Origin of the sequence: Pseudomonas sp. CBC3 (assembly GCF_037967085.1) — a bacterium.
GTDB lineage: Bacteria > Pseudomonadota > Gammaproteobacteria > Pseudomonadales > Pseudomonadaceae > Stutzerimonas.
In genome coordinates, this window is record NZ_JBANEO010000004.1 from 356638 (window position 1) to 378262 (window position 21625).

The 21625-nt window shown below is 60.6% G+C and carries 12 protein-coding genes and 2 pseudogenes; 8 read left to right on the forward strand and 6 right to left on the reverse strand.

Going from position 1 to position 21625, the window contains the following annotated elements:
• The 7 genes from fdnG to glgB all read left to right on the forward strand — a co-directional run bounded on the left by fdnG (nt 1) and on the right by glgB (nt 13711).
• A complete protein-coding gene (fdnG, locus tag V6943_RS18355; protein WP_340554968.1) occupies nt 1-3081 on the forward strand; it encodes a formate dehydrogenase-N subunit alpha in 3081 nt (1026 codons plus the stop codon).
• Nucleotides 3081-4016: a formate dehydrogenase subunit beta gene (fdxH, locus tag V6943_RS18360; RefSeq protein ID WP_340554969.1), complete on the forward strand. Its 936-nt coding sequence runs from the start codon at nt 3081-3083 to the stop codon at nt 4014-4016. Before fdnG ends, fdxH begins: the two co-directional genes overlap by 1 nt.
• The gene (locus V6943_RS18365; RefSeq protein WP_340554970.1) at nt 4013-4702 is read left to right on the forward strand and encodes a formate dehydrogenase subunit gamma; all 690 of its coding nucleotides are present in this window, start codon (nt 4013-4015) and stop codon (nt 4700-4702) included. Before fdxH ends, V6943_RS18365 begins: the two co-directional genes overlap by 4 nt.
• Before the next feature lie 47 nt (nt 4703-4749).
• Nucleotides 4750-5640 (forward strand): formate dehydrogenase accessory protein FdhE, encoded by an 891-nt coding sequence (gene fdhE, locus V6943_RS18370; protein ID WP_340555024.1) that lies wholly within the window; start codon nt 4750-4752, stop codon nt 5638-5640.
• Between the two features lie 380 nt (nt 5641-6020).
• Nucleotides 6021-8033, forward strand: coding sequence for an alpha-1,4-glucan--maltose-1-phosphate maltosyltransferase (locus V6943_RS18375; RefSeq protein ID WP_340554971.1), 2013 nt, complete (start codon nt 6021-6023; stop codon nt 8031-8033).
• Between the two features lie 141 nt (nt 8034-8174).
• Nucleotides 8175-11498: a maltose alpha-D-glucosyltransferase gene (gene treS, locus V6943_RS18380; protein ID WP_340554972.1), complete on the forward strand. Its 3324-nt coding sequence runs from the start codon at nt 8175-8177 to the stop codon at nt 11496-11498.
• Nucleotides 11495-13711, forward strand: a complete 2217-nt coding sequence (gene glgB, locus V6943_RS18385) for a 1,4-alpha-glucan branching protein GlgB (RefSeq protein ID WP_340554973.1) — start codon at nt 11495-11497, stop codon at nt 13709-13711. The genes treS and glgB overlap by 4 nt, the downstream gene beginning before the upstream one ends.
• Before the next feature lie 572 nt (nt 13712-14283).
• Here glgB and V6943_RS18390 read toward each other — a convergent pair.
• From V6943_RS18390 to V6943_RS18415, 6 genes and pseudogenes are all read right to left on the reverse strand, one after another.
• Complete coding sequence (locus V6943_RS18390) at nt 14284-15312, reverse strand: lysylphosphatidylglycerol synthase domain-containing protein (RefSeq protein ID WP_131648831.1); 1029 nt, start codon at nt 15310-15312, stop codon at nt 14284-14286.
• Nucleotides 15309-16543: pseudogene (clsB, locus tag V6943_RS18395) on the reverse strand (cardiolipin synthase ClsB). Before clsB ends, V6943_RS18390 begins: the two are co-directional and overlap by 4 nt.
• Nucleotides 16540-17343: an endonuclease/exonuclease/phosphatase family protein gene (locus V6943_RS18400; RefSeq protein ID WP_131648829.1), complete on the reverse strand. Its 804-nt coding sequence runs from the start codon at nt 17341-17343 to the stop codon at nt 16540-16542. The pseudogene clsB and the gene V6943_RS18400 overlap by 4 nt, the downstream one beginning before the upstream one ends.
• Nucleotides 17340-18257 carry a DUF72 domain-containing protein gene (locus tag V6943_RS18405; protein WP_131648828.1) on the reverse strand — a complete coding sequence of 306 codons (918 nt, stop codon included), beginning with the start codon at nt 18255-18257 and terminating at the stop codon, nt 17340-17342. Before V6943_RS18405 ends, V6943_RS18400 begins: the two co-directional genes overlap by 4 nt.
• A 15-nt stretch (nt 18258-18272) precedes the next feature.
• On the reverse strand, nt 18273-19538 hold the full coding sequence (locus tag V6943_RS18410; protein WP_340554974.1) for a zinc-dependent alcohol dehydrogenase: 1266 nt from the start codon (nt 19536-19538) through the stop codon (nt 18273-18275).
• Between the two features lie 169 nt (nt 19539-19707).
• A pseudogene (locus V6943_RS18415) lies at nt 19708-20618 on the reverse strand (LysR family transcriptional regulator).
• A 105-nt stretch (nt 20619-20723) separates the two neighbouring features.
• Between V6943_RS18415 and V6943_RS18420 the strand changes: the two are divergent.
• Nucleotides 20724-21557 carry a DODA-type extradiol aromatic ring-opening family dioxygenase gene (locus V6943_RS18420; RefSeq protein ID WP_340554975.1) on the forward strand — a complete coding sequence of 278 codons (834 nt, stop codon included), beginning with the start codon at nt 20724-20726 and terminating at the stop codon, nt 21555-21557.
• Nucleotides 21558-21625: the final 68 nt, after the last annotated feature.

The following is a 21625-nucleotide window of genomic DNA, read 5'->3' on the forward strand; positions in this document are numbered from 1 at the left end:
ATGACCGTGCGAGTATCCCGGCGACAGTTCCTGAAGTTCGGTGCGACCGCTGTAGGCGCATCGAGCATGGCCATGATGGGGTTTGCGCCTGATGAAGCCGTCGCGTCGATTCGTCACTTCAAACTGACCGGCGCCAAAATTTCTCGCAATATCTGCACCTACTGCTCGGTAGGTTGCGGCATGTTGCTCTACTCACGTGGAGACGGCGCCGCCAACGTGGTCGATCAGATCTACCACGTCGAAGGCGATCCGGACCATCCGGTCAGTCGTGGCTCGCTCTGTCCAAGAGGCGCAGGCGTACTCGACTTCATCAACAGCGAATCCCGGGTCAAATATCCGGAAGTGCGTGAACCGTTCACCAACGAGTGGAAGCGCATCAGCTGGGATGAAGCCTTCACGCGCATCGCGCGACAGATGAAGGACGACCGCGACAAGAATTTCGAAACCCATGACGAGCAGGGGCGGCTGGTCAACCGCTGGTTGACGACCTCCATGGTGGCGGCCTCGGCCTGTACCAACGAGACGGCGTACATCACGCAGAAGATCACCCGGGCGCTCGGCATTCTTCAACTCGACAACCAGGCGCGCGTTTGACACGGACCAACGGTGGCAGGTCTTGCCCCAACATTTGGTCGCGGTGCCATGACGAACCACTGGGTCGACATCGCCAATGCTGACGTCATTCTGTCCATGGGCGGCAACTCGGCCGAAGCGCATCCCGTGGGATTCCGCTGGGTCATGCATGCCAAGGAGCGCAGCAATGCGATCCTGATTTCCATAGATCCACGCTTCAACCGCACCACGGCGGTTGCGGACTATCACGCCTGGCTTCGTACCGGCACGGACATCGTGTTCCTGGGTGGTTTCATCAACTACCTGATCGCATCCGACCGTTACGCCCACGAATACGTGCGGGAATACACCGACGCCAGCCTGATCGTCGCCGAAGGTTTCGGTTTCGATGACGGGTTGTTCGTGGGTTACAACCCCGAAGATAAGACCTACAACCGCGAAACCTGGAATTTCGAGCTGGATGAGCGCGGCTTCGCTCGCTCCGATCCAAGCCTCGAACATCCACGTTGCGTGTTCCAGCTGATGCGCGAGCATTACAGCCGTTACACCATCGAACAGGTGGAAAACGTCTGCGGCATGCCCAAGGCCAAGGTGCAGGAGTTGTGGGATCTGATGGCGCAGACATCTGCGCCCGACAAGACCATGACCATCCTCTACGCACTGGGCTGGACGCAGCACACCATCGGTTCGCAGATCATCCGTTGCGGTGCGATGGTGCAGCTGCTGCTCGGCAACATGGGTATGCCTGGTGGTGGTGTGAACGCTTTGCGAGGCCACTCCAACATTCAGGGCCTGACCGACATCGGGCTGCTGTCCAACCTGCTGCCCGGCTACCTCAACCTGCCATCGGCAAACCTGCAAACCTACGCCGACTACATGGAGACGCGCATCAAGCCGCCGCTGGTGGAAGGTGAGGTGTCGTACTGGAAATTCTACGAGCGCTTCTTCGTCAGCCTGATGAAAGACTGGTACGGCGACGTCGCCACGGCGGAAAACAACTGGTGCTACGACTGGTTGCCGAAACTCTCCGTGCCGATCTACGACGTGCTTTACGCCATCAACGACATGACGCTGGGCAAGATGACCGGTGCGTTCTGCCAGGGCTTCAATATCCTGGCGGCGTTTCCGAACAAGGCCAAAGTCATGGATGGGCTGTCGAAGCTCAAGTACTTCGTGATCATGGACCCGCTCACGGTGGAGACCGGAGAGTTCTGGAAGAACTTCGGCGAATACCACGATGTCGATCCGTCGCAGATCGGTACTGAAGTATTCCGCCTGCCTACCACCTGCTTCGCGGAGGATGACGGCTCCATCACCAACAGTTCGCGCTGGCTACAGTGGCATGAGAAGAGTGCACCTGGCCCAGGCGAGTCAATGACCGACACCGAAATTCTCGGTGAGGTCATGTTGCGGTTGAAGCACATGTATCAGGAGGAGGGCGGTGCGTTCCCGGACCCGATCCTGAACATGAGCTGGAACTACAAGGACCCGAAATTTCCGAAGCCCGCCGAATTGGCTCAGGAATACAACGGCAGGGCGCTGGTGGATCTCACCGACGAAGCAGGCAATGTTGTCCGCCGCAAAGGCGAGTTGCTGAAGGACTTCAGCGAGCTGCGTGACGACGGTTCGACGGCCTGCGGTTGCTGGATATATTCCGGCGCCTGGACCGAACAAGGCAACATGATGGCCCGGCGCGACAACTCCGACCCGTACAACACCGGCAATACGCTGGGGTGGGCCTGGGCTTGGCCAATGAACCGGCGAATTCTCTACAACCGTGCATCGGCGCGGCCAGACGGCACGCCATGGGCGCCCAACAAGGCGTTCGTCTGGTGGAACGGTGAGCGCTGGACGGGCGCGGACGTACCGGACTTCCCACTGACATCGCCGCCGTCCCAAGGTGTCGGGCCATTCATCATTACCCAGTCCGGAGGCGGGCATTTCTTCGCCTGCGAATGGTTGAATGAAGGGCCGTTCCCCGAGCATTACGAGCCGATGGAAACCCCCATCGACCGTAACCCGATGAGCCCGAATAACCCGCTGGCGCTGAATAACCCCATCGTCCGCGTGTTCGAGCAGGATCGCGATTCGTTTGGCTCCAACAAGGACTTCCCCTATGCGGCAACGACCTACCGTCTGACCGAACACTTCCATTACTGGACGACGCATGCGCGGCTCAATGCGATCGCCCAGCCTGAGAAATTCATCGAGATAGGTGCGGTGCTGGCCGAGGAGTTGGGCATCGCGGCGGGCGAGCGGGTGCGGGTGACGTCTAAGCGGGGCTTTATCACCGCCGTTGCTGTAGTGACCAAACGGTTGGTGCCGCTGCAGATCGACGGTCGCACCGTGCATCAGATAGGCATTCCCATTCACTGGGGCTTCAAAGGTGTGGCGAAGAAGGCGCACCTGACCAACACCCTCACGCCCTTCGTGGGTGACGGAAACACACAGACACCTGAGTTCAAGTCGTTTCTGGTGAACGTGGAGAAGATTGGAGGAGCCGTCTGATGCGTGGTGACCAGATCAACCTGCAAAACATCATCGCTCGCTCGGCGACCACCACGCCTTCGCCGCAGGTGCGGCAAGGTGGCGTGGAAAAGGTCACCAAACTGATCGACGTGTCGGTCTGCATCGGCTGCAAGGCGTGCCAGGTCGCTTGTTCGGAATGGAACGACCTGCGCGACGAGGTCGGCGAATGCGATGGCACTTACAACAACCCGCAAGACCTGTCTGCCGAGTCGTTCGAGGTCATGCGCTTCAGCGAATACGAGGACGAACAGGGCAACCTTGAATGGCTGATCCGCAAGGACAACTGCATGCATTGCGCCGAGCCGGGCTGCCTCAAGGCCTGTCCATCGCCCGGTGCCATCGTGCAGTACGCCAATGGCATCGTCGATTTCAATTCGGAACACTGCATCGGCTGCGGCTACTGCATCGCCGGCTGTCCCTTCGATATCCCGCGGATCTCGAAAAAGGACAACAAGGCGTACAAGTGCACGCTGTGTTCCGATCGGGTATTCCATGGCCTCGAACCGGCTTGCGTGAAGAGCTGCCCGACCTCGGCGATCATGTTCGGCACCAAGGAAGACATGCTCGACTACGGCGCCAATCGGGTCCAGCACCTTCAGGGGCGGGGCTACGAGAACGCCGGCATCTACGATCCGTCCGGCGTCGGCGGCACCCATGTGGTGTACGTGCTGCAACACGCCGACAAGCCGGAGATCTACAGCGGCCTGCCTAAGGACCCGCATATCAGCCCGACGGTAGAGCTGTGGAAAGGCGTGACCAAGCCGATCATGTCCGTGGCCTTGGGCATGTCGGTACTGGCCGGGTTCTTCCACTACGTGATGAAAGGTCCGAAGGAAGAGCCGGAAGATGATCCGGGCCCAGAACTGGCGGCGTCTGATCGGGCGCTCGATCGTCGAGGGGAGGACCGGTTATGAGCCATTCCAACGTCAAGTACGGCATCCTGCGTTATGGCTGGTGGGCACGGGCCAATCATTGGCTTATCGCGATCAGCTTCGTGCTGCTCACGCTGAGTGGTCTGGCGCTGTTCTACCCGGCTTTCTTCGGGCTCACCACGCTGTTCGGTGGGCCGGAGCCGACGCGAATCGTGCATCCGTACATCGGCGTGTTCATGTCGTTGTTCTTCATCATCCAGGCGGTGCGCTTCTTCGGCGACAACCTGATACGTCGCCACGACGTGCAATGGATGAAGCAGATCGATGACGTGCTCAGTAATCGTGACGAGCGTCTGCCGCCGGTAGGCAAGAACAACGCCGGGCAGAAGCTGGTGTACTGGATCTTCCTTGCCACCGTGCCGGTGCTGCTGATTACCGGCATCGTGCTCTGGCGGCCCTGGATCGCCGACGGCATGCCGGTCTGGGCCTTGCGCTGGGCGGTGTTGATACATGCGATCGCCGCGTTCATCGCCATCATCACGCTGGTCATCCACATTTACTCGGCCATCTGGGTCAAGGGCTCGGTGCGGGCCATGACGCAGGGTCGCGTCAGCCACGCCTGGGCACGTCATCATCATGAGCTGTGGTACGAGGACATCATGCGCAACAAGAAATCCGATACCGAAGCAGCGTCGCCCACCAGCGAAATACAGGATCGTCGTCGATGAACGGAGCTGCAGTGAATCACTCGTACGGAAGCGCGCCGTCCGGGATCATGGAGGCGCCCCACGTGGTGCTGCCGGACGCCAAGGTGTTCAGTAAACGCGCGACTCGGCTGAGAGAACTGGTCGTGCAGGTGCCATCGCTGGATGAGTTCCTGGCGTTCATGGCGCGTCTGGTACAGGCGCAGCATCAGGTGCTGACCGAGCATGAACCTGCTTGGCGACCTGCGGCGGATGCGTTCGATCAGGCGTTGAAGCACGGCATGCCGCCGCTGGGGTTCCAGGCATTGCGACGAGACGTGCGTTGGCATGCCGATTTGCTCGCCATCCTCGACGCAATAGAGCTGCATGTGGGCGAGCGCCAGCGGCCGTTGCTCGCTGCGCTGCGAGAGATGCCCGCTGAGCGACTCGATGAGCTGGCCGATGACGTGTTCGAAATGCGTCCCGGCAATGAGGCGACTCGCGCGCTATTGCCATTGGTCGCTGCGGCGCTGCAGGTAACCTGGGCACGCCTGGCCATCGGACTACCCAACGCGCCGGCGCGTCCCATCGGTGAGGCGAAGGCGCTTTGCCCGTGTTGCGGTGCCGCACCTGTGGCCAGCGTGGTGCACAACGAGCGTAATCGCAGTGGCGTGCGCTATTTGCATTGTTCGCTTTGCGCGACCGAATGGCATCTGGAACGTGTGAAATGCAGCGTGTGCGACACCGGCGGCAAGCTGCTCTATTTGACGCTCGATGAAGGGCAGGGCAAAGCATTTCTGCCGGTCCAGGCAGAAGCCTGCAACGAATGCCACAGCTACCTGAAAGTCATGCAGCGCGAGCTCCACGGGCGCGCAGACCCGGTTGCCGATGATCTGGCCAGCCTCGCGTTGGACATGCTGCTGGCCGAGCAGGACGAATACGCACGCAGTGGCTACAACCCGTTGCTGGTGATGGGGGCTTAGGCCTTTCCGCGATTGCGGGACTCGGTAGGAAACGACTCTTATCGGTGTCCCGCCACGAGTCTGCAACAGCCGTAAAGCGCCTCGAAGACTACCCAAGTAGGGCACAAACGCATCGGCAGTGTTCCGATACGATTTCCTTCTGATTTCTCGACCTTTTCTTGGGCGCTCACCTCGCAACTCAACGTCCGTCAGACAGCCGTACGCAGCGGCTCTCAAGCGGGCTTTCGTGCTGAACTTTTACAGCCTCCTTTGGTTCGGAAGAACAGAGCCCGTGAAACCCGCAGCGGGGTTTCACGACGACAACCCCAACCTTGCCGATGCCGCTCGCGAAGCGGTTGGGTTGCCGTATCGCAATGATTTAGGCCCCAGGAGCCCGTTCGATGAACGACGCACAGCCCCACGCAACCATCCATCCCCGACTTGAACAAGCATTGCAGATGCCGCGTATAGCCATCGAGGCGACCGAGCCGGTGCTCGACGGTGGTCGATTCGCTGCCAAGGCCATCATCGGCCATCCGGTGACCGTGACCACCAAGGTATTCGCCGATGGCCATGATCAGCTGGCCGCCGCGATCTGCTGGCGGACCAACGATGAAAGCGGCTGGCGTCGCGCTCGTCTCAAGCTGCTCGGCAACGACAAGTGGGAAGGTCATTTCACCCCAACGCAGGTGGCAGGCCATGAGTTCATGATCGAGGCCTGGTGGGACGTCTATGAAACCTACCGCTACGAGCTATCGAAAAAACATGCGGCGGGTGTTCCGGTGCAGTTGGAGCTGGAAGAAGGCCGTCTATTGCTGGAGCGTGCCAGCGGGCGGGCCATGGGCGAAACCAAGGCAATCATTGATGATCTCTTGCACCGCCTGAGCATGGCGCATCTGGACGACGAGCGTGTTTCGGTAATGCTGGCCGACGAGACGGCTGCGGCAATGGCTGATGCTGACCCGCGTGAGCATTGCAGCCAGAGCCCGGTATTCCCGCTTGAAGTGGAGCGCCCTCTGGCTCAGTTCGCCAGCTGGTATGAACTCTTCCCGCGCTCGGAGACCGACGACCCTAACCGCCATGGCACCTTTCGCGACGTGCACAAGCGCCTGCCGTCGATCCGTGACATGGGCTTTGACGTGCTCTACTTCACGCCCATTCACCCCATCGGGCGCCAACATCGTAAGGGCCGAAACAACACTCTGAACGCCGGACCCAACGATCCGGGCAGCCCCTATGCCATCGGCAGCGAAGACGGTGGCCACGATGCGGTCCATCCGGAGCTCGGCACGCTTGGCGACTTCCGCGATCTGGTAGCGGCGGCGCGCGACCACGGACTTGAAATTGCGCTGGATTTCGCCATTCAGTGTTCCCAAGATCACCCCTGGCTAAAAGAACATCCGGGCTGGTTCTCCTGGCGCCCTGACGGGACCATCCGCTACGCGGAAAACCCGCCGAAGAAGTACCAGGACATCGTCAACGTCGACTTCTATGCTGAAGACGCCATGCCCGACCTGTGGATCGCCTTGCGCGACGTGGTCTGGCATTGGGTGGAGCAGGGCGTAAAGATCTTCCGCGTCGATAATCCGCACACCAAACCCCTGCCTTTCTGGGAATGGATGATCGCCGATATCCGCGAGCGCGACCCGGACGTGATGTTCCTGTCCGAGGCCTTCACCCGCCCGGCCATGATGGCGCGCCTGGGCAAGGTCGGCTTCAACCAGAGCTACACCTATTTCACCTGGCGCAACAACAAGGCGGAACTGAGCGAATATTTCACCGAGCTCAACGAGCCGCCATTGCGCGATTGCTACCGGCCGAACTTCTTCGTCAACACGCCGGACATCAATCCTTTCTTCCTGCATGACTCCGGTCGCGCCGGTTTCCTCATCCGAGCGGCGCTGGCGACCATGGGGTCCGGTCTCTGGGGCATGTACTCGGGCTTCGAGCTGTGCGAATCCGCTGCGATTCCCGGCAAAGAGGAATATCTGGACTCGGAGAAGTACGAGATCCGTCCGCGCGACTACCACGCGCCGGGCAACATCATCGCCGAGATCGCTCAACTCAATCGCATTCGGCGCCAGAATCCGGCCCTGCAAACCCACCTCGGTTTCCAGGCCTACACGGCCTACAACGACAACATCTTCTATTTCGGCAAGCGCACGGCGGATCGCTCGAACTTCATTCTGGTCGCGGTGAGCCTTGATCCACATAACGCCCAGGAAGCGCATTTCGAGTTGCCGCTCTGGGAACTCGGCTTGCCCGATCACGCTGAAACCCGCGGCGAAGACCTTATGAATGGGCATCGCTGGACTTGGTATGGCAAGACCCAATGGATGCGGATCGAGCCCTGGCATCTGCCATTCGGTATCTGGCGTCTGAGCGCTGGGGCCCCAGATCCAGACCTCAAGTGATTTATTGAGAACAAGGCTATAACCCTATTTATCAGTAGGTTAGAAGTAACAGTTGATCTGATTTGTTACGCCTACTGGTGACCTTTGCCGCCTCGGCTGGAATTCCGCGTCCAGTCTTGAGGCAGAAAAAAGGAACGAGACATGGCCAAATCACGCAAGCCAGCCGCCTTCATCACTGACCCGCTCTGGTACAAGGACGCAGTGGTTTATCAAGTCCACTTGAAATCCTTCTTCGACTCGAACAACGACGGGGTAGGTGACTTTCAGGGTTTGATCGAGAAGCTCGATTACATCGCCGACCTGGGTGTGAACACCGTTTGGCTGTTGCCGTTCTATCCCTCGCCGCGGCGTGATGACGGTTACGACATTGCCGAATACCGTGGTGTGCATGCGGACTACGGCACCATGGCCGATGCCAGACGCTTCATCGCCGCAGCGCATAAGCGCGGGTTGCGGGTGATCACCGAACTGGTCATCAACCACACTTCGGACCAGCACCCCTGGTTCCAGCGTGCGCGCAAGGCGAAGAAGGGCTCTGCAGCACGCGACTTCTATGTTTGGTCGGACACGGACGATAAATACGACGGCACGCGGATCATCTTTCTCGATACCGAAGTATCGAACTGGACCTGGGACCCGGTCGCCCAGCAGTACTTCTGGCATCGCTTCTATTCGCACCAACCGGATCTCAATTTCGACAACCCGCAGGTCATGAAGGCCGTGCTCAGCGTCATGCGCTATTGGCTCGACCTTGGCATCGACGGATTGCGGCTCGACGCTATCCCGTACCTGGTGGAGCGCGACGGCACCAACAACGAGAACCTGCCCGAAACCCATGTGGTGCTAAAACAGATACGCGCCGAGATCGACGCCAATTACCCCGACCGCATGCTCCTGGCCGAGGCCAACCAGTGGCCGGAGGATACCCAGCTGTATTTCGGCGGCGAAGACGGTGGCCCGGGCGACGAATGCCATATGGCCTTTCACTTTCCGCTGATGCCGCGCATGTACATGGCCTTGGCGCAGGAAGACCGCTTCCCGATCACCGACATCCTGCGCCAGACGCCCGACATTCCGGAGAACTGCCAATGGGCAATTTTCCTGCGCAATCATGACGAGCTCACGCTGGAAATGGTGACCGACAAGGAGCGCGACTACCTCTGGAACTACTACGCCTCGGACAAGCGCGCTCGGATCAACCTTGGCATTCGCCGCCGGCTGGCACCGCTGCTGGAACGTGACCGTCGCCGCATCGAGCTACTCAACAGCCTGCTGCTATCGATGCCTGGCACCCCGGTGATCTATTACGGCGACGAAATCGGCATGGGCGATAACATCTTTCTCGGTGACCGCGACGGTGTGCGTACGCCGATGCAATGGTCGGTGGATCGCAACGGCGGCTTCTCCCGAGCCGATCCGCCGAGTCTGGTGCTGCCACCAATCATGGACCCGCTGTACGGCTACCAGGCGATCAACGTCGAGGCACAACAGCGCGACCCGCATTCGTTGCTCAACTGGACGCGGCGGCTGCTCTCGATCCGCAAGCAATTCAAAGCGTTCGGACGGGGCACGCTGAAAATGCTCGCACCGAGCAACCGACGGATTCTGGCGTATTTGCGCGAATACACCGGGCCCAATGGTGATACGGAAGTCATCTTTTGCGTTGCCAACGTATCGCGCTCGGCTCAGGCCGCAGAACTGGAACTGTCGCATTACGCCGGCATGGTGCCGGTGGAAATGGTCGGCGGCAGTGCCTTCCCGCCGATCGGCCAATTGCCGTATCTGCTGACGTTGCCACCTTACGGCTTCTACTGGTTCCAGCTGGCAACCAGCCACCAGATGCCCAGTTGGCACCAGGAACCGGTGGAAACCATGCCCGACTTCCAAACCCTCGTGCTCAAGCGCCTGGATACGCTCACCGCAGCGAATAAGCGCATTCTCGAAACCGAGTCGCTACCGGCTTACCTGCCGAAACGGCGCTGGTTCGCCAGCAAGGATGCCGCGATCGACTCGATCAAGATCTGCTACAGCGTGCCGTTCGGCGATCCACAGCGACCGGTACTGCTGAGCGAGATCGCAGTGGCGACGACCGGGCGAACGGACCTCTATCAGCTGCCGCTGGGCTTCCTCGACGAAGACGACTTCGACATCGCGCTGCCGCAGCAACTGGCCATGGCACGGGTGCGACGTGGCCCGCAGGTGGGTCTGCTGACCGATGCCTTTGCGCTCAAACAGTTCGTCCTCGGCGTGATTCAAGGATTGCGCGACGAGCAAGTGCTGCCTTGCGTAGAAGGCGAGATTCGCTTCGAGCCGATCGGCAATCTGGCCGACGTGGAGTTGCCGGCCGACGCCGAGGTGCGTTACCTCACGGCTGAACAATCCAATAGCTCGGCCATCATCGGCAGCAGCATGATGATCAAGGTGCTGCGCCGGGTTTCGGCGGGCGTGCACCCGGAACTGGAAATGGGCCGCTTCCTGACCGAGCAGGGCTTCCAGCACATTTCGGCGATGCTCGGCCAGGTTACGCGCGTCAACAAGCGGGGCGAGCCGCATGCGCTGATGGTCGCGCAGCGCTTCCTCGACAATCAGGGCGACGCCTGGGAATGGACGTTGAACACCCTGGACCGCGCCGTCCGCGATCAGATTGCCGGCGGTGTATCCGAGCACGAAAACCAGTTCAGCGCGCTGGCGGAGGTCGAAGCCTTCAATCGCTTGCTTGGGCAGCGCCTGGGCGAGATGCACATGACGCTGGCGACGCAGACCAGCGATCAGGCCTTTGCCAGCGAGCCGACCCGTCCGGCTGATAGCAAAGAATGGATCAAGACCATATCCGCACAGGTGGACCGCGCGCTGGAACTACTGCAAGCCCGTCGCGGCGATCTCGACCGCAAGGCCGCGTCGCTGGTGGATCAGCTGCTCGGGCAACGTGAACAATTGCTGGCCGAAGTCAAACGGCTTGCCGAACGATCCGTTGGCGGTCTGCGCACGCGTGTGCACGGTGACCTCCACCTTGGCCAGGTGTTGGTGGTTCAGGGCGATGCGTACTTCATCGACTTCGAAGGTGAGCCGGCGCGCTCGCTGGAAGAGCGCAGAGGCAAGCTGAGCCCGTTCAAGGATGTCGCCGGCGTGCTGCGTTCGTTCGAATACGCAACTGCCATGACCCTGCGTAACGCGCAGATCAGCGACAGCTCTGAAGAGGCGAATCTAGCCCGCCGCACTATTTCCGACACCTACCAGCAGAGCGCGCACGATGTGTTTCTCGAGGCCTACCGCGAGGCGACCGCGCAGATGCCGCACGCCTGGAAGGATGCCGCCGGCGCTGACGCTGCGCTGGCGCTGTTCAGCCTGGAAAAAACCGCCTATGAAGTGGCCTATGAGGCAGAGAACCGCCCGGCCTGGCTATCCGTTCCGCTTCAGGGACTGGCGAAGCTGGCACAACAGATTTCCGATGGAGATTCCCGATGAATGATCGTCCGGCCGTGACCATGCCCGGTGAAACACTGCTGCCAACCGATGCCGACGTCGACGCGCTGGTGCGCGCCGAACATGGCAACCCATTTTCGATACTTGGCCCGCACCCTGACGGCGATGGGCTTGTGGTGCGCGCCTATCTGCCCAACGCGCTGGGCGTCGAAGTGCTCGAACGCTCCAGCGGTCGCCTGCTGGCAGCGATGGAACAGGGCCAGGTGCCCGGCTTCTTCTTCACCCGGCTAACCCACCAGCAGCCTTATCTGCTGAACATTCGCTGGGCAGGGGGAGAGCAGATCACCGAAGACCCTTACAGCTTCGGGCCGCAACTCGGCGAGATGGACATGTATTTGTTCTCCGAAGGCAACCATCGCGAGATCGGCCGCGTATTCGGCGCTCAGCCAATGGAAGTCGATGGGGTCCAGGGCGTGCGTTTCGCCGTGTGGGCACCCAATGCGCGGCGCGTGTCAGTAGTGGGTAGTTTCAATGACTGGGACGGGCGTCGGCATCCCATGCGTTTGCGCATTCCTTCCGGCGTGTGGGAAATCTTCATCCCGCGCTTGCAGCCTGGTGATAAGTATAAATACGAGATTCTGGGGCAGAACGGTGTTCTGCCGCTGAAGGCCGATCCGATTGCGCTGGCGACCGAGCTGCCACCCGGCACCGCTTCGGTGATTTCGCATCCGCTGGACTATGAGTGGAAGGACGAGGCCTGGCTGCAGCATCGCGCGGCGCGCCAGTCTTATACCGCGCCGATGACCATCTATGAGCTGCATGCCGGCTCCTGGCGCAAGGAGGGCGGCGATAACGGGCGGCTCTACGATTGGCACGAACTGGCCGAACGGCTGATCCCGTATGTCGTCGATTTGGGTTTCACCCATATCGAGCTGATGCCGATCATGGAACACCCCTTCGGCGGCTCCTGGGGTTATCAGCTGCTGTCGCAGTTCGCGCCCAGCGCCCGCTACGGCAACGCGCATGACTTCGCCGCCTTCGTCGATGCCTGCCACAACGCCGGCATCGGCGTGATCCTCGACTGGGTACCGGCGCATTTCCCGACCGACGCGCACGGGCTGGGCGAATTCGATGGCACGGCGTTGTACGAATATGCGCACCCCTTCGAAGGCTTCCATCAGGACTGGGATACCTACATCTACAACTTGGGCCGCACCGAAGTGCACGGCTTCATGCTTGCTTCAGCGTTGCACTGGTTGCGTGAATTCCACGTCGACGCACTGCGTGTCGATGCGGTCGCCTCGATGCTCTATCGCGATTATTCGCGCAAGGAAGGCGAGTGGATCCCCAACCGTCACGGCGGTCGAGAGAACCTCGAAGCGATCGACTTCCTGCGTCACCTCAACGACGTGGTAGCCACCGAAACGCCCGGCGCGTTGGTTATCGCCGAAGAGTCCACGGCCTTTCCCGGCGTCAGCAAGCCGACCTCCGAGGGCGGGCTGGGTTTTGCCTACAAATGGAACATGGGTTGGATGCACGACACGCTCAAGTACGTTCAAGAAGACCCGGTCAACCGTCAGTACCACCACGACAAGCTCACCTTCGGCATGGTTTACGCTTATTCGGAGCACTTCGTGCTGCCGATCTCCCACGATGAAGTGGTGCACGGCAAGGGTTCGCTGATCGACAAAATGCCCGGTGATCGCTGGCAGAAGTTCGCCAATTTACGAGCCTACCTGTCCTTCATGTGGACGCATCCAGGGAAGAAGCTCTTGTTCATGGGCAGCGAGTTCGGCCAGTGGCGCGAATGGAGCCACGACCGCGAACTGGACTGGCATCTGCTCGAGGAAACCGATCACCGCGGTGCGCAGAACTTGGTACGGGATATCAACCGTCTGTACGCACATGAGCCTGCCTTGCATGAGCTGGACAGTGATCCGCAGGGTTTCCAGTGGCTGATCGGTGACGACCGCTCCAACAGTGTGTTCGCCTGGCTGCGCAAGAGTTCGACGGGGTATCCCCTGTTGGTTGTGGGCAATTTCACGCCGGTAGTACGTGAGGGCTATCGGGTAGGCGTTCCCGGGGAGGGACGCTGGGAAGAAATCTTCAACAGCGATGCCGGATGCTACGGCGGCTCCAACGTAGGCAACGGCGGCGGCCTGCTGGCCGAACAGGTGCCTTCGCATGGGCAGGACGTATCGCTGATGCTCACGCTTCCGCCGCTTGGGGTGGTGATCCTGCGACCACAGGAGTAGCGGTCGTCACGAATGGGGCGCCCATACTTAGGCGTCCCAGTCCATCGGTCCTCACTCGGCGTCCTGTCTCGCGTCCCCTGTGCACTACGTCCACTCGGCCTCTTGATGGGAACGAAGTCCGTACCGCCTGGAAGCCTTCCGATACCTACTATGGCTTTTATTATTTTTAGAACGAACTGTCAGACAACTCCAGACGCCCCATCAGGAGGGTGAGCGTAATCGTTGCGTAGAGGGGCGAGCCGCATGGATGCGGCGAGAGCCGTATTGGGCCATGGATGGCCCTTGTACGGCGACCCTCGGAGCGGCGATGGAGTGAACGAACCCGGAGCGAAGCGCGGGGCCGGATGCAGGGGCAAGCGTTTTTGGTTACTTTTTCCGCGTCTGGAAAAAGTGACTCGCCCAGCAGGGCGAAACCAAGCTTTCAAGCGACTCGCTAACTGCGCCATGAACGCAAAAAGTTCTTTCACACACCCAATCTTGCCAGCTCGTCATCAAGCTTTTGCGTCCCTGGAAAAGCGCGATGTAATACGAAAAGCCGGAGCGTCGCTCTGGCTTTTTCGTATCCGTTTCCGCTACCGGCTGACGGCTTTTTCTGCGTTGGGCTCTTCCGGCGATTCTTCGTTGGGTTGCGCCTCGTTGCCGGAGCGCAGCTTCTTCGCCCGCGCTTCCAGCACGACGTAGAGAATAGTGGCGAAGAACAGCGGTACCAGGAAATACACGACGCGATAACCGATCAGTCCAGCCACGATTGCACCTTTACTGAGTTCGCCACCCAGCATGGCCACGAACACCGCTTCGATCACACCCAGCCCTGCCGGAATATGAGCAACTACACCAGCGATGCTGCTGATCATGAGAATGCCCAAAACCTCGGGGTAGGGCGCTTTCTGCGACAGCATGAAATAGACCACCAGCGCCATCAGCGACCAGTTGGCGGCGCCCAGCAGCATCTGCACGACGGCCAGTCGCAGCGAGGGCAGATGGATTTCATGCTTGCGTATGGTCCAGTGACGGCGCTTGGAGAAACCACAGGCCCATAGATACACCGCCGCTGCCACCAGCAGACCAACGCCGAGCACACGCAATGCGGTGTGGCCTATTTCCCAGGAATCCGGTGGGGTGATCCAGCCCATGGCGAAGATCAGACCGGCCAGCCAGATGTAGCCAAGCCAGTTGGTCAGCACGCTCATGGTGAACACACGGGTGATTTGGGACGCGCGCAATCCAAGCCGGGAATAGAGGCGATAGCGCAACGCGATGCCTCCGACCCAGGCGCTCAGGTTCAGGTTGAACGCGTAGCACACGAAGGTCACCGGGATAATTTGCCGAACCGGCAGGTTGTGCTGCGCATACCGCTTGCCGAGCACGTCGAAGAAGCAATAGACGACGTAACTGGCGAAGGCCGCAGCGCCGGCCATCCACAGCGTCTTGGCGCTGTAGTTGCGCAAGGTGGTGTAGACCTCGTTCCAGTCGACGTTGCGGGCAAGGCCGATCAGCAAGCCGGCAACCAGAATGAAGAAGATGTAGGTCAGGATCTTCTTGATCTGCGGCCAGCGACGTCGCCAGCCACTGCGTGGCTCAGCGTGGTTGGACTCGGTCATTGCTGATCTCGCTGCAAGGGGGCTGAACGGGCTCCAGCGGCTCGGCATCGAGAAGCTGCAGCTTGGGTCGGTGTGCGGGGAACAGGCCCACCATTTGTGGGAAATGACGCAGGAAATGGAAGATGAAGAAGGCCAGCGGCGCACGCCACCAGTAACCACGAACCATGCGCTCCAGCGGAATACGCCGGCAGTCGTCCTGGAGTAGCTGGTCAAGCTTCTCGTGCAGCTGCCGGTTGAAATTGTGATCGCGAATGATCAGGTTCGCCTCGAGGTTCAACGAGAGGCTGAGCGGGTCGAGGTTGCTCGAACCCACCGTGGACCACTCGTAGTCCGCCAATGCGACCTTACCGTGCAGCGGCCGACGGCAGTACTCATGGATCTCCACGCCGTCGCTCATCAGGTAGTTGTAGAGAATGCGCGCGCCGAACTTGGCGATCGGCATGTCCGGCTGGCCCTGAAGGATCAGCCGCACCCGCACACCGCGGCGGGCTGCGTTACGGATTTCGCGCAACACCCGATAACCGGGGAAGAAGTAGGCATTGGCGATCACCAGCCGCGAGCGTGCATCACGTATCGCTTGCAGGTAATGCTGCTCGATATCGGTGCGGTGTTCGTTGTTGTCACGGGTCACGAACAGCGCACGCGCCTCGCCCCGGCTGACACCGACGTACCCATTGCTTTGCGTGCGCACCCGACGCTGCCACCAACGCCGGTTCGCCTGCTCTGGCGCGATGGTGCTGAGGGCGAAGCGATGGATGTCGTGAATGATCGGACCTTCGACCCGCAGAGCGTAGTCCTGCTTGGCGCCTGGCCCGTAGTCGCCGAGGTGATCGGCGGAGAAGTTGATTCCGCCGATGAAGGCAAGGTCGCCATCCACCACGACGATTTTGCGGTGCATGCGACGGAATACGTTGAGGCGCCAGCCCATCAGTCGTTTGCCGGGATCGAACACATGAATGCGCACCCCGGCGTGGGTCATCGCCGCGGCAAAATCACCGTCCAAGTCCGCCGAGCCATAGCCATCGACAGTAACATCGACGCTGACACCGCGCTCGGCGGCGGCGATCAGCACTTTCTGCAGCTCCTGACCGACCTTGTCCTTGAAGAAGATGAAGGTTTCCAGCAGGACTTCTTTTTTTGCGGCCGCGATGGCCTCGAACACGGCGGGAAAGAATTCCTCGCCGTTTTCCAGCAACTGAAGGCGGTTACCGTCTCTCCAGTGAAAATTCATAGATGTATCTCCACCGCCAAGGGCAGATGATCGGACAAGTGCGTCCAGGGTTTGTTACCAAGTATTTGCGGTTTATGGCTGGTGGCATTACGCACGTAAATGCGATCCAGACGCAGCATGGGCCAGCGGGCCGGGAAGGTTTTGGCGACCTTGCCTTGGGAAACCGCGAACACTTCGTGCATACCGGCGCAGCGATCCAGCACCTGAGCGCCTTTGAGCCGCCAATCATTGAAGTCTCCGGCCACGACCACGGGCGCATCGTCGGGCAAGGAGTCGAGCAGGTCGCACAGCAGGCGAAGTTGCTGCTGGCGATGGGACTCACGCAAGCCTAGATGCACGCAAATCGCGTGGAACTGGTCATGCCCCGGCACCTGTAGCACGCTGTGTAACAAGCCACGGCGCTCCGGTCCGGCGATGGAGATGTCGAGATTCTCGTACTTGGTGATGGGGAATTTCGACAGCAGCGCATTGCCGTGATCGCCGTCGGGGTAGACGGCGTTGCGGCCATAGGCGAAATCGGTCCAGATGCTGTCAGCGAGAAACTCGTACTGCGACATTTTCGGCCAGTCATGAAAGCGCAGGGCATGTTTCTCATGAGTGCCCAACACTTCCTGCAGGAACACGATATCGGCGGAAACGGCCCTGACCGCTTCGCGCAGCTCCGGGAGGATGAATCGCCGATTTAGGGCGGTGAAGCCTTTGTGGGTGTTGACGGTCAGCAGGCGGACGGAACTGACCGCCGTGGACATGTGCGCGTCCAGGTCACTGCTGTCGAGTGGATGATTTTTGTCCAGGTTCACACCAGTACTCCTTCCAGATGGCCCGGAGTGGTTTCCAGGTCTTCCTCCAGCCCGAGCCGGCGCAACAACTGTCGCGCGTCGTATGGCGCCCGGACCTTCACGTCGTTATCGAAATAGCAATAAACCGCTCGCGCCTTGCGTGGCCGGGGTTTAGTGGCGGAGATGAGTTGCGCGTCGTCGGGTTGCCGTCCCTCGCTCCAGCGCGTGATGCGTCGGCACCAGTTATCCAGCGCCTCGTCGCTGTAACCGCTGGTGTAAAGCTCCTCGGCGCCGTGCAGACGGATATAGACGAAATCGCTGGTCAGATCCTCGCGATAAGGCCATTTGCCGGCGGTATCCGCCACCACTAGCGCGACCTTGTACTTGCGCAGCAGCGCAACGAACGCGGGGTCGACAAAGCTTTCGTTGCGGATCTCCACGGCGTGTCGCAACTGGCGCTTTCGATCGATCTGCAGATAACTGCGACCTTCCATGCGCGCCTCGCAGCCCTTGGCCATTTCCAGCGCCGCTTCGGTGTCGTGAGGTAACAGTTTGAGAAAGGTCTCGAACAGCTCGGGGTCGAACTTGAACGACGGCGGAAACTGCCAAAGCATCGGTCCGAGCTTGTCCTTGAGTGCCAGTACGCCGGAGGCGAGGAAGTTGGCGATGGGCTTTTCCACGTCGCGCAACCGCAGAATGTGCGTGATGTAACGCGGCGCCTTGACGCTGAAGACGAAGCCCTTCGGGGTTTCGTCATACCAGCCGGCATACAGCTCTGGCCGTTGCAACGAATAGAAAGACCCGTTGATCTCGATACTGCTTACGGCACGCGACGCGAACTTCAATTCGTTCTTCTGGGTGAGGCCCTTGGGATAGAAATCTCCGCGCCAAGGTGCGTAGCGCCAGCCTGAAATTCCGATATGGATGGCTGCCATCGCCTGCTCCTTTGATTATCGCGGGTTCTGCATGCTGGTCGGATCGCTGGCCGGGAAGGTATCGGCTACCGCCTTGTCGATCACGGTTTCTTCCGACCCGGCGCCGGAGGGGTTGCTGCGCTGTGGCTGCAACTCAACCTTGATCCAGCCGCGCTCGCGCCGATCGAAGGCCTCGAATGCAGCGATGACGTCGGTCATCGGCTTTATTTGAGTCAGTATCTTCGCCGGGTCGATGCGCCGCGCCTGGATCATTTCGATCAGCCGAGGAATGTATTTGCGATGGTGGCAGTTGCCCATGTTCATGGTGATGTTCTTGTTCATCGCCATGCCGATGGGAAAGGTCATGGCATCTGGAGGATAGACACCGATGATCGACAGCGTGCCGGCCTTCGCCAGGCTCTGGACCGCCCATTCCAGCGCTTGCGAAGGAGCGTCGCCCGGCTGCCACTGGCCGCCTTGATCCGCCTTCGCGCCGTCGGCCGGCTTGCCTCCGCAACAGCCATGTTCGGCATCAATGCCCACTGCATCGATGACTCGATCCACACCGATGCCCGACGTGAGGCGCTTGAGTGTCTCGACCGGCTCTTCCCGGTTGAAATCGATGATTTCCGCGCCCTGATGCTGGGCCATGCGTAACCGATCCTCGAACTGGTCGATGGCAAATACCCGACCGGCGCCCAGCAGCTTGGCGCTGGCGATAGCGAACTGACCGACCGGGCCGCAGCCGAACACCGCGACCGTATCGCCGGGTTTGATCTCGGCCATTTCGGCACCAAAGTAACCGGTCGGGAAGATGTCGGAGAGGAGGATCGCCTGGTCATCGCTGACCTCGGGTGGCAGCTTGACCAGACCGATGTTGGCAAACGGAATGCGCGCCTTTTCCGCCTGCAACCCGTGGAACGGGCCGGTAGCGGATGGGCCGCCATAGAAAGCCGTGCCGGCCTCCTTGCCGTTGGGATTGGCCACGTCGCATTGAGCGAAATAACCCGAGCGGCAGTAGGAGCAATTACCGCAGGCGATGGTCGATGGGATCACCACCCGGTCGCCGATCTGCAGGTTGCGTACGTCCGCACCGAGCTCTTCGACGATGCCCACGGCTTCGTGCCCCAGGATGGTGCCGGGCTTCATGCCGCTGAACGTGCCCCGCACGAAGTGCAGATCGGTTCCGCAGATGGCCGAGGCGGTAATGCGCACAATGGCGTCGGTTGGGGCTTCGATGCGCGGGTCGGCTACGTCTTCGAGACGGATGTCGCCCACACCGTGATAAACAACAGCTTTCATAGCGTCTCCGGGGCGGCGGCGCGATGCCGCAGAGGTGAATCCGGCCTTGCGCGCGGTCCGCGCCAAGGTCAGGTGATGCGGAGCCAACCAGGCCCCTCGCATCTATTCCGACTGGCGTCGCCAGCGGCAGTTCACCTTTTGTCGTCTGCGCCCGGTAGGAAATTTGGCGCTATAGCGCCCAGGGCTGAGCGCCAGAGAAGGCTTCGACGAGATAGTCGATCATCACCCGGACCTTGGCCGGCGGGCGCCGATCGGGCGGGTAAAGGGTGTAAATGCCGTCGATGATCAGCGCCGGATGATCCAATTCCAGTACGACCAGTTCGCCACGGCGCACCGCATCTGCGGCGATGAATTGCGGGCCGTAGAGCAGCCCTTGTCCACGCACGGCCGCTGCGAGCAACGCCTCGCCATTGTTGGCCAGCAGGTCGCCATCGACCTTGGCCCGTATGTCGCCGTTGCGTCCGAATACCCATTCATGCGCGCTAGTGGATGTCGACAGGCTGTAGGTCAGGCAATTGTGTTGCGCCAGATCGGCGACTCGGCGCGGCACGCCACGGGCGTCCAGATAAGCGGGCGCAGCGCACAACACCAGCGGGACGTCACCGAGCTTTCGGGCCTGAAGCGAACTGTCGCCGAGCCGGCCGATGCGTACCGCCATGTCCCAGCCGCCATCGATGAGATCGACCTGGCTATCGGACAGTCCCAGTTCCACCTTCACCGCCGGATGCCGGTGGCTGAACTCGAACAGTAGCGGGGCGATGTAATGAGTGCCGAACACCAGCGGCACGTTGAGCCGCAGCAGTCCGGTCGCCTCGACGCGTTGCGACGCGATGCCGGCCTCGGTTTCGTCAATGTCGAGCAGAATTCTCTGGCAGGCGTCGAGGTAGCGATTGCCAGCTTCGGTGAGCGTCAGCCGCCGCGTGCTGCGGTGAAACAGCTTGACCCCCAGGCGTGCCTCCAGCGCATCGACATGCTTGGTCGCCATGGCCGGTGACATGCCCAGATGACGTGCCGCGGCGGACAGGCTGCCGGCACTGGTCGTACGCACAATACGCGCATGCCGGTGATACGGTCGAGCATATTGGCTCCTACTCCTGGTAATAAGTGCTAGCCGTTTATGACAGGTTCTAAGATTACTGATGGTAATCCATACTGCTCGCACATTCATTCAAGAGGGCATGTCCCATGCAGACGTCCAGCGTTTTAGCGAACGGCAAGCGCATGCCGACCCTGTTCGTACCGCACGGCGCGGGGCCGTGTTTCTTCATGGACTGGAATCCGTTCCACGCCTGGGACGCCACGGCAAAATTTCTCAAGAGCGTCGCCGCGAGTCTGCCGGCGAAGCCGAAGGCGATCGTGGTGATTTCGGGGCATTGGCTGGAAGACGATTTCCGTGTTACCGGCGCCGCACATCCGGGCTTGATCTACGACTACAACGGCTTTCCGGCGCACACCTATGAATTGCGCTATCCGGCGCCGGGCGATCCCGCCCTGGCTGCACGAATCGTCGAGATGCTGGGCGCAGCGGGAATGGCCGCGAGCCGGGACGACGAGCGCGGCTACGATCACGGCGTGTTCATTCCGCTGAAGCTGATGTTCCCCGAGGCGCAGATCCCGGTCGTGCAGTTGTCGCTGCGCAACGATCTCGATCCGCAGGCGCTGCTCGATGCAGGCCAGGCGCTGGCTGGATTGCGTGACGAAGGCGTTTTGATCGTCGGCAGCGGCATGAGTTTTCACAACATGCGCGGCTATGGCGATGCCCGTTTCGGGCCGATTTCCGATGAGTTCGACGCTTGGCTGAGTTCAACGGTCGAATCGGAGCCGACACACCGCAACGCAGCACTTTTAGATTGGGAACAAGCGCCTTCGGCGCGCCTGTGCCACCCGCCGCGTGGCGAGGAGCACCTGTTGCCGCTGTTTGTTGCGGCCGGAGCGGGCGGTGATTCCACCGGACACAAGCTGTTCAGTGACCGCGTCATGGAAACCACGCTCTCGGCGTTCGGTTTTGGTGTTGAATAGCGCCAGCCTCTACGATGCCAGACCGTAACTAGAAATCGGCTACGAGAACCGGACCCCTAATATCTGCC

Bases quoted from the DNA above. Each gene is read 5' to 3' on its own strand.
- V6943_RS18375 (WP_340554971.1), top strand. From the start codon at position 6,021: ATGAACGACGCACAGCCCCACGCAACCATCCATCCCCGACTTGAACAA.
- glgB (WP_340554973.1), top strand. From the start codon at position 11,495: ATGAATGATCGTCCGGCCGTGACCATGCCCGGTGAAACACTGCTGCCA.
- fdxH (WP_340554969.1), top strand. From the start codon at position 3,081: ATGCGTGGTGACCAGATCAACCTGCAAAACATCATCGCTCGCTCGGCG.
- fdhE (WP_340555024.1), top strand. From the start codon at position 4,750: ATGGAGGCGCCCCACGTGGTGCTGCCGGACGCCAAGGTGTTCAGTAAA.
- V6943_RS18365 (WP_340554970.1), top strand. From the start codon at position 4,013: ATGAGCCATTCCAACGTCAAGTACGGCATCCTGCGTTATGGCTGGTGG.
- V6943_RS18420 (WP_340554975.1), top strand. From the start codon at position 20,724: ATGCAGACGTCCAGCGTTTTAGCGAACGGCAAGCGCATGCCGACCCTG.
- V6943_RS18390 (WP_131648831.1), bottom strand. From the start codon at position 15,312: ATGACCGAGTCCAACCACGCTGAGCCACGCAGTGGCTGGCGACGTCGC.
- treS (WP_340554972.1), top strand. From the start codon at position 8,175: ATGGCCAAATCACGCAAGCCAGCCGCCTTCATCACTGACCCGCTCTGG.
- V6943_RS18410 (WP_340554974.1), bottom strand. From the start codon at position 19,538: ATGAAAGCTGTTGTTTATCACGGTGTGGGCGACATCCGTCTCGAAGAC.
- V6943_RS18405 (WP_131648828.1), bottom strand. From the start codon at position 18,257: ATGGCAGCCATCCATATCGGAATTTCAGGCTGGCGCTACGCACCTTGG.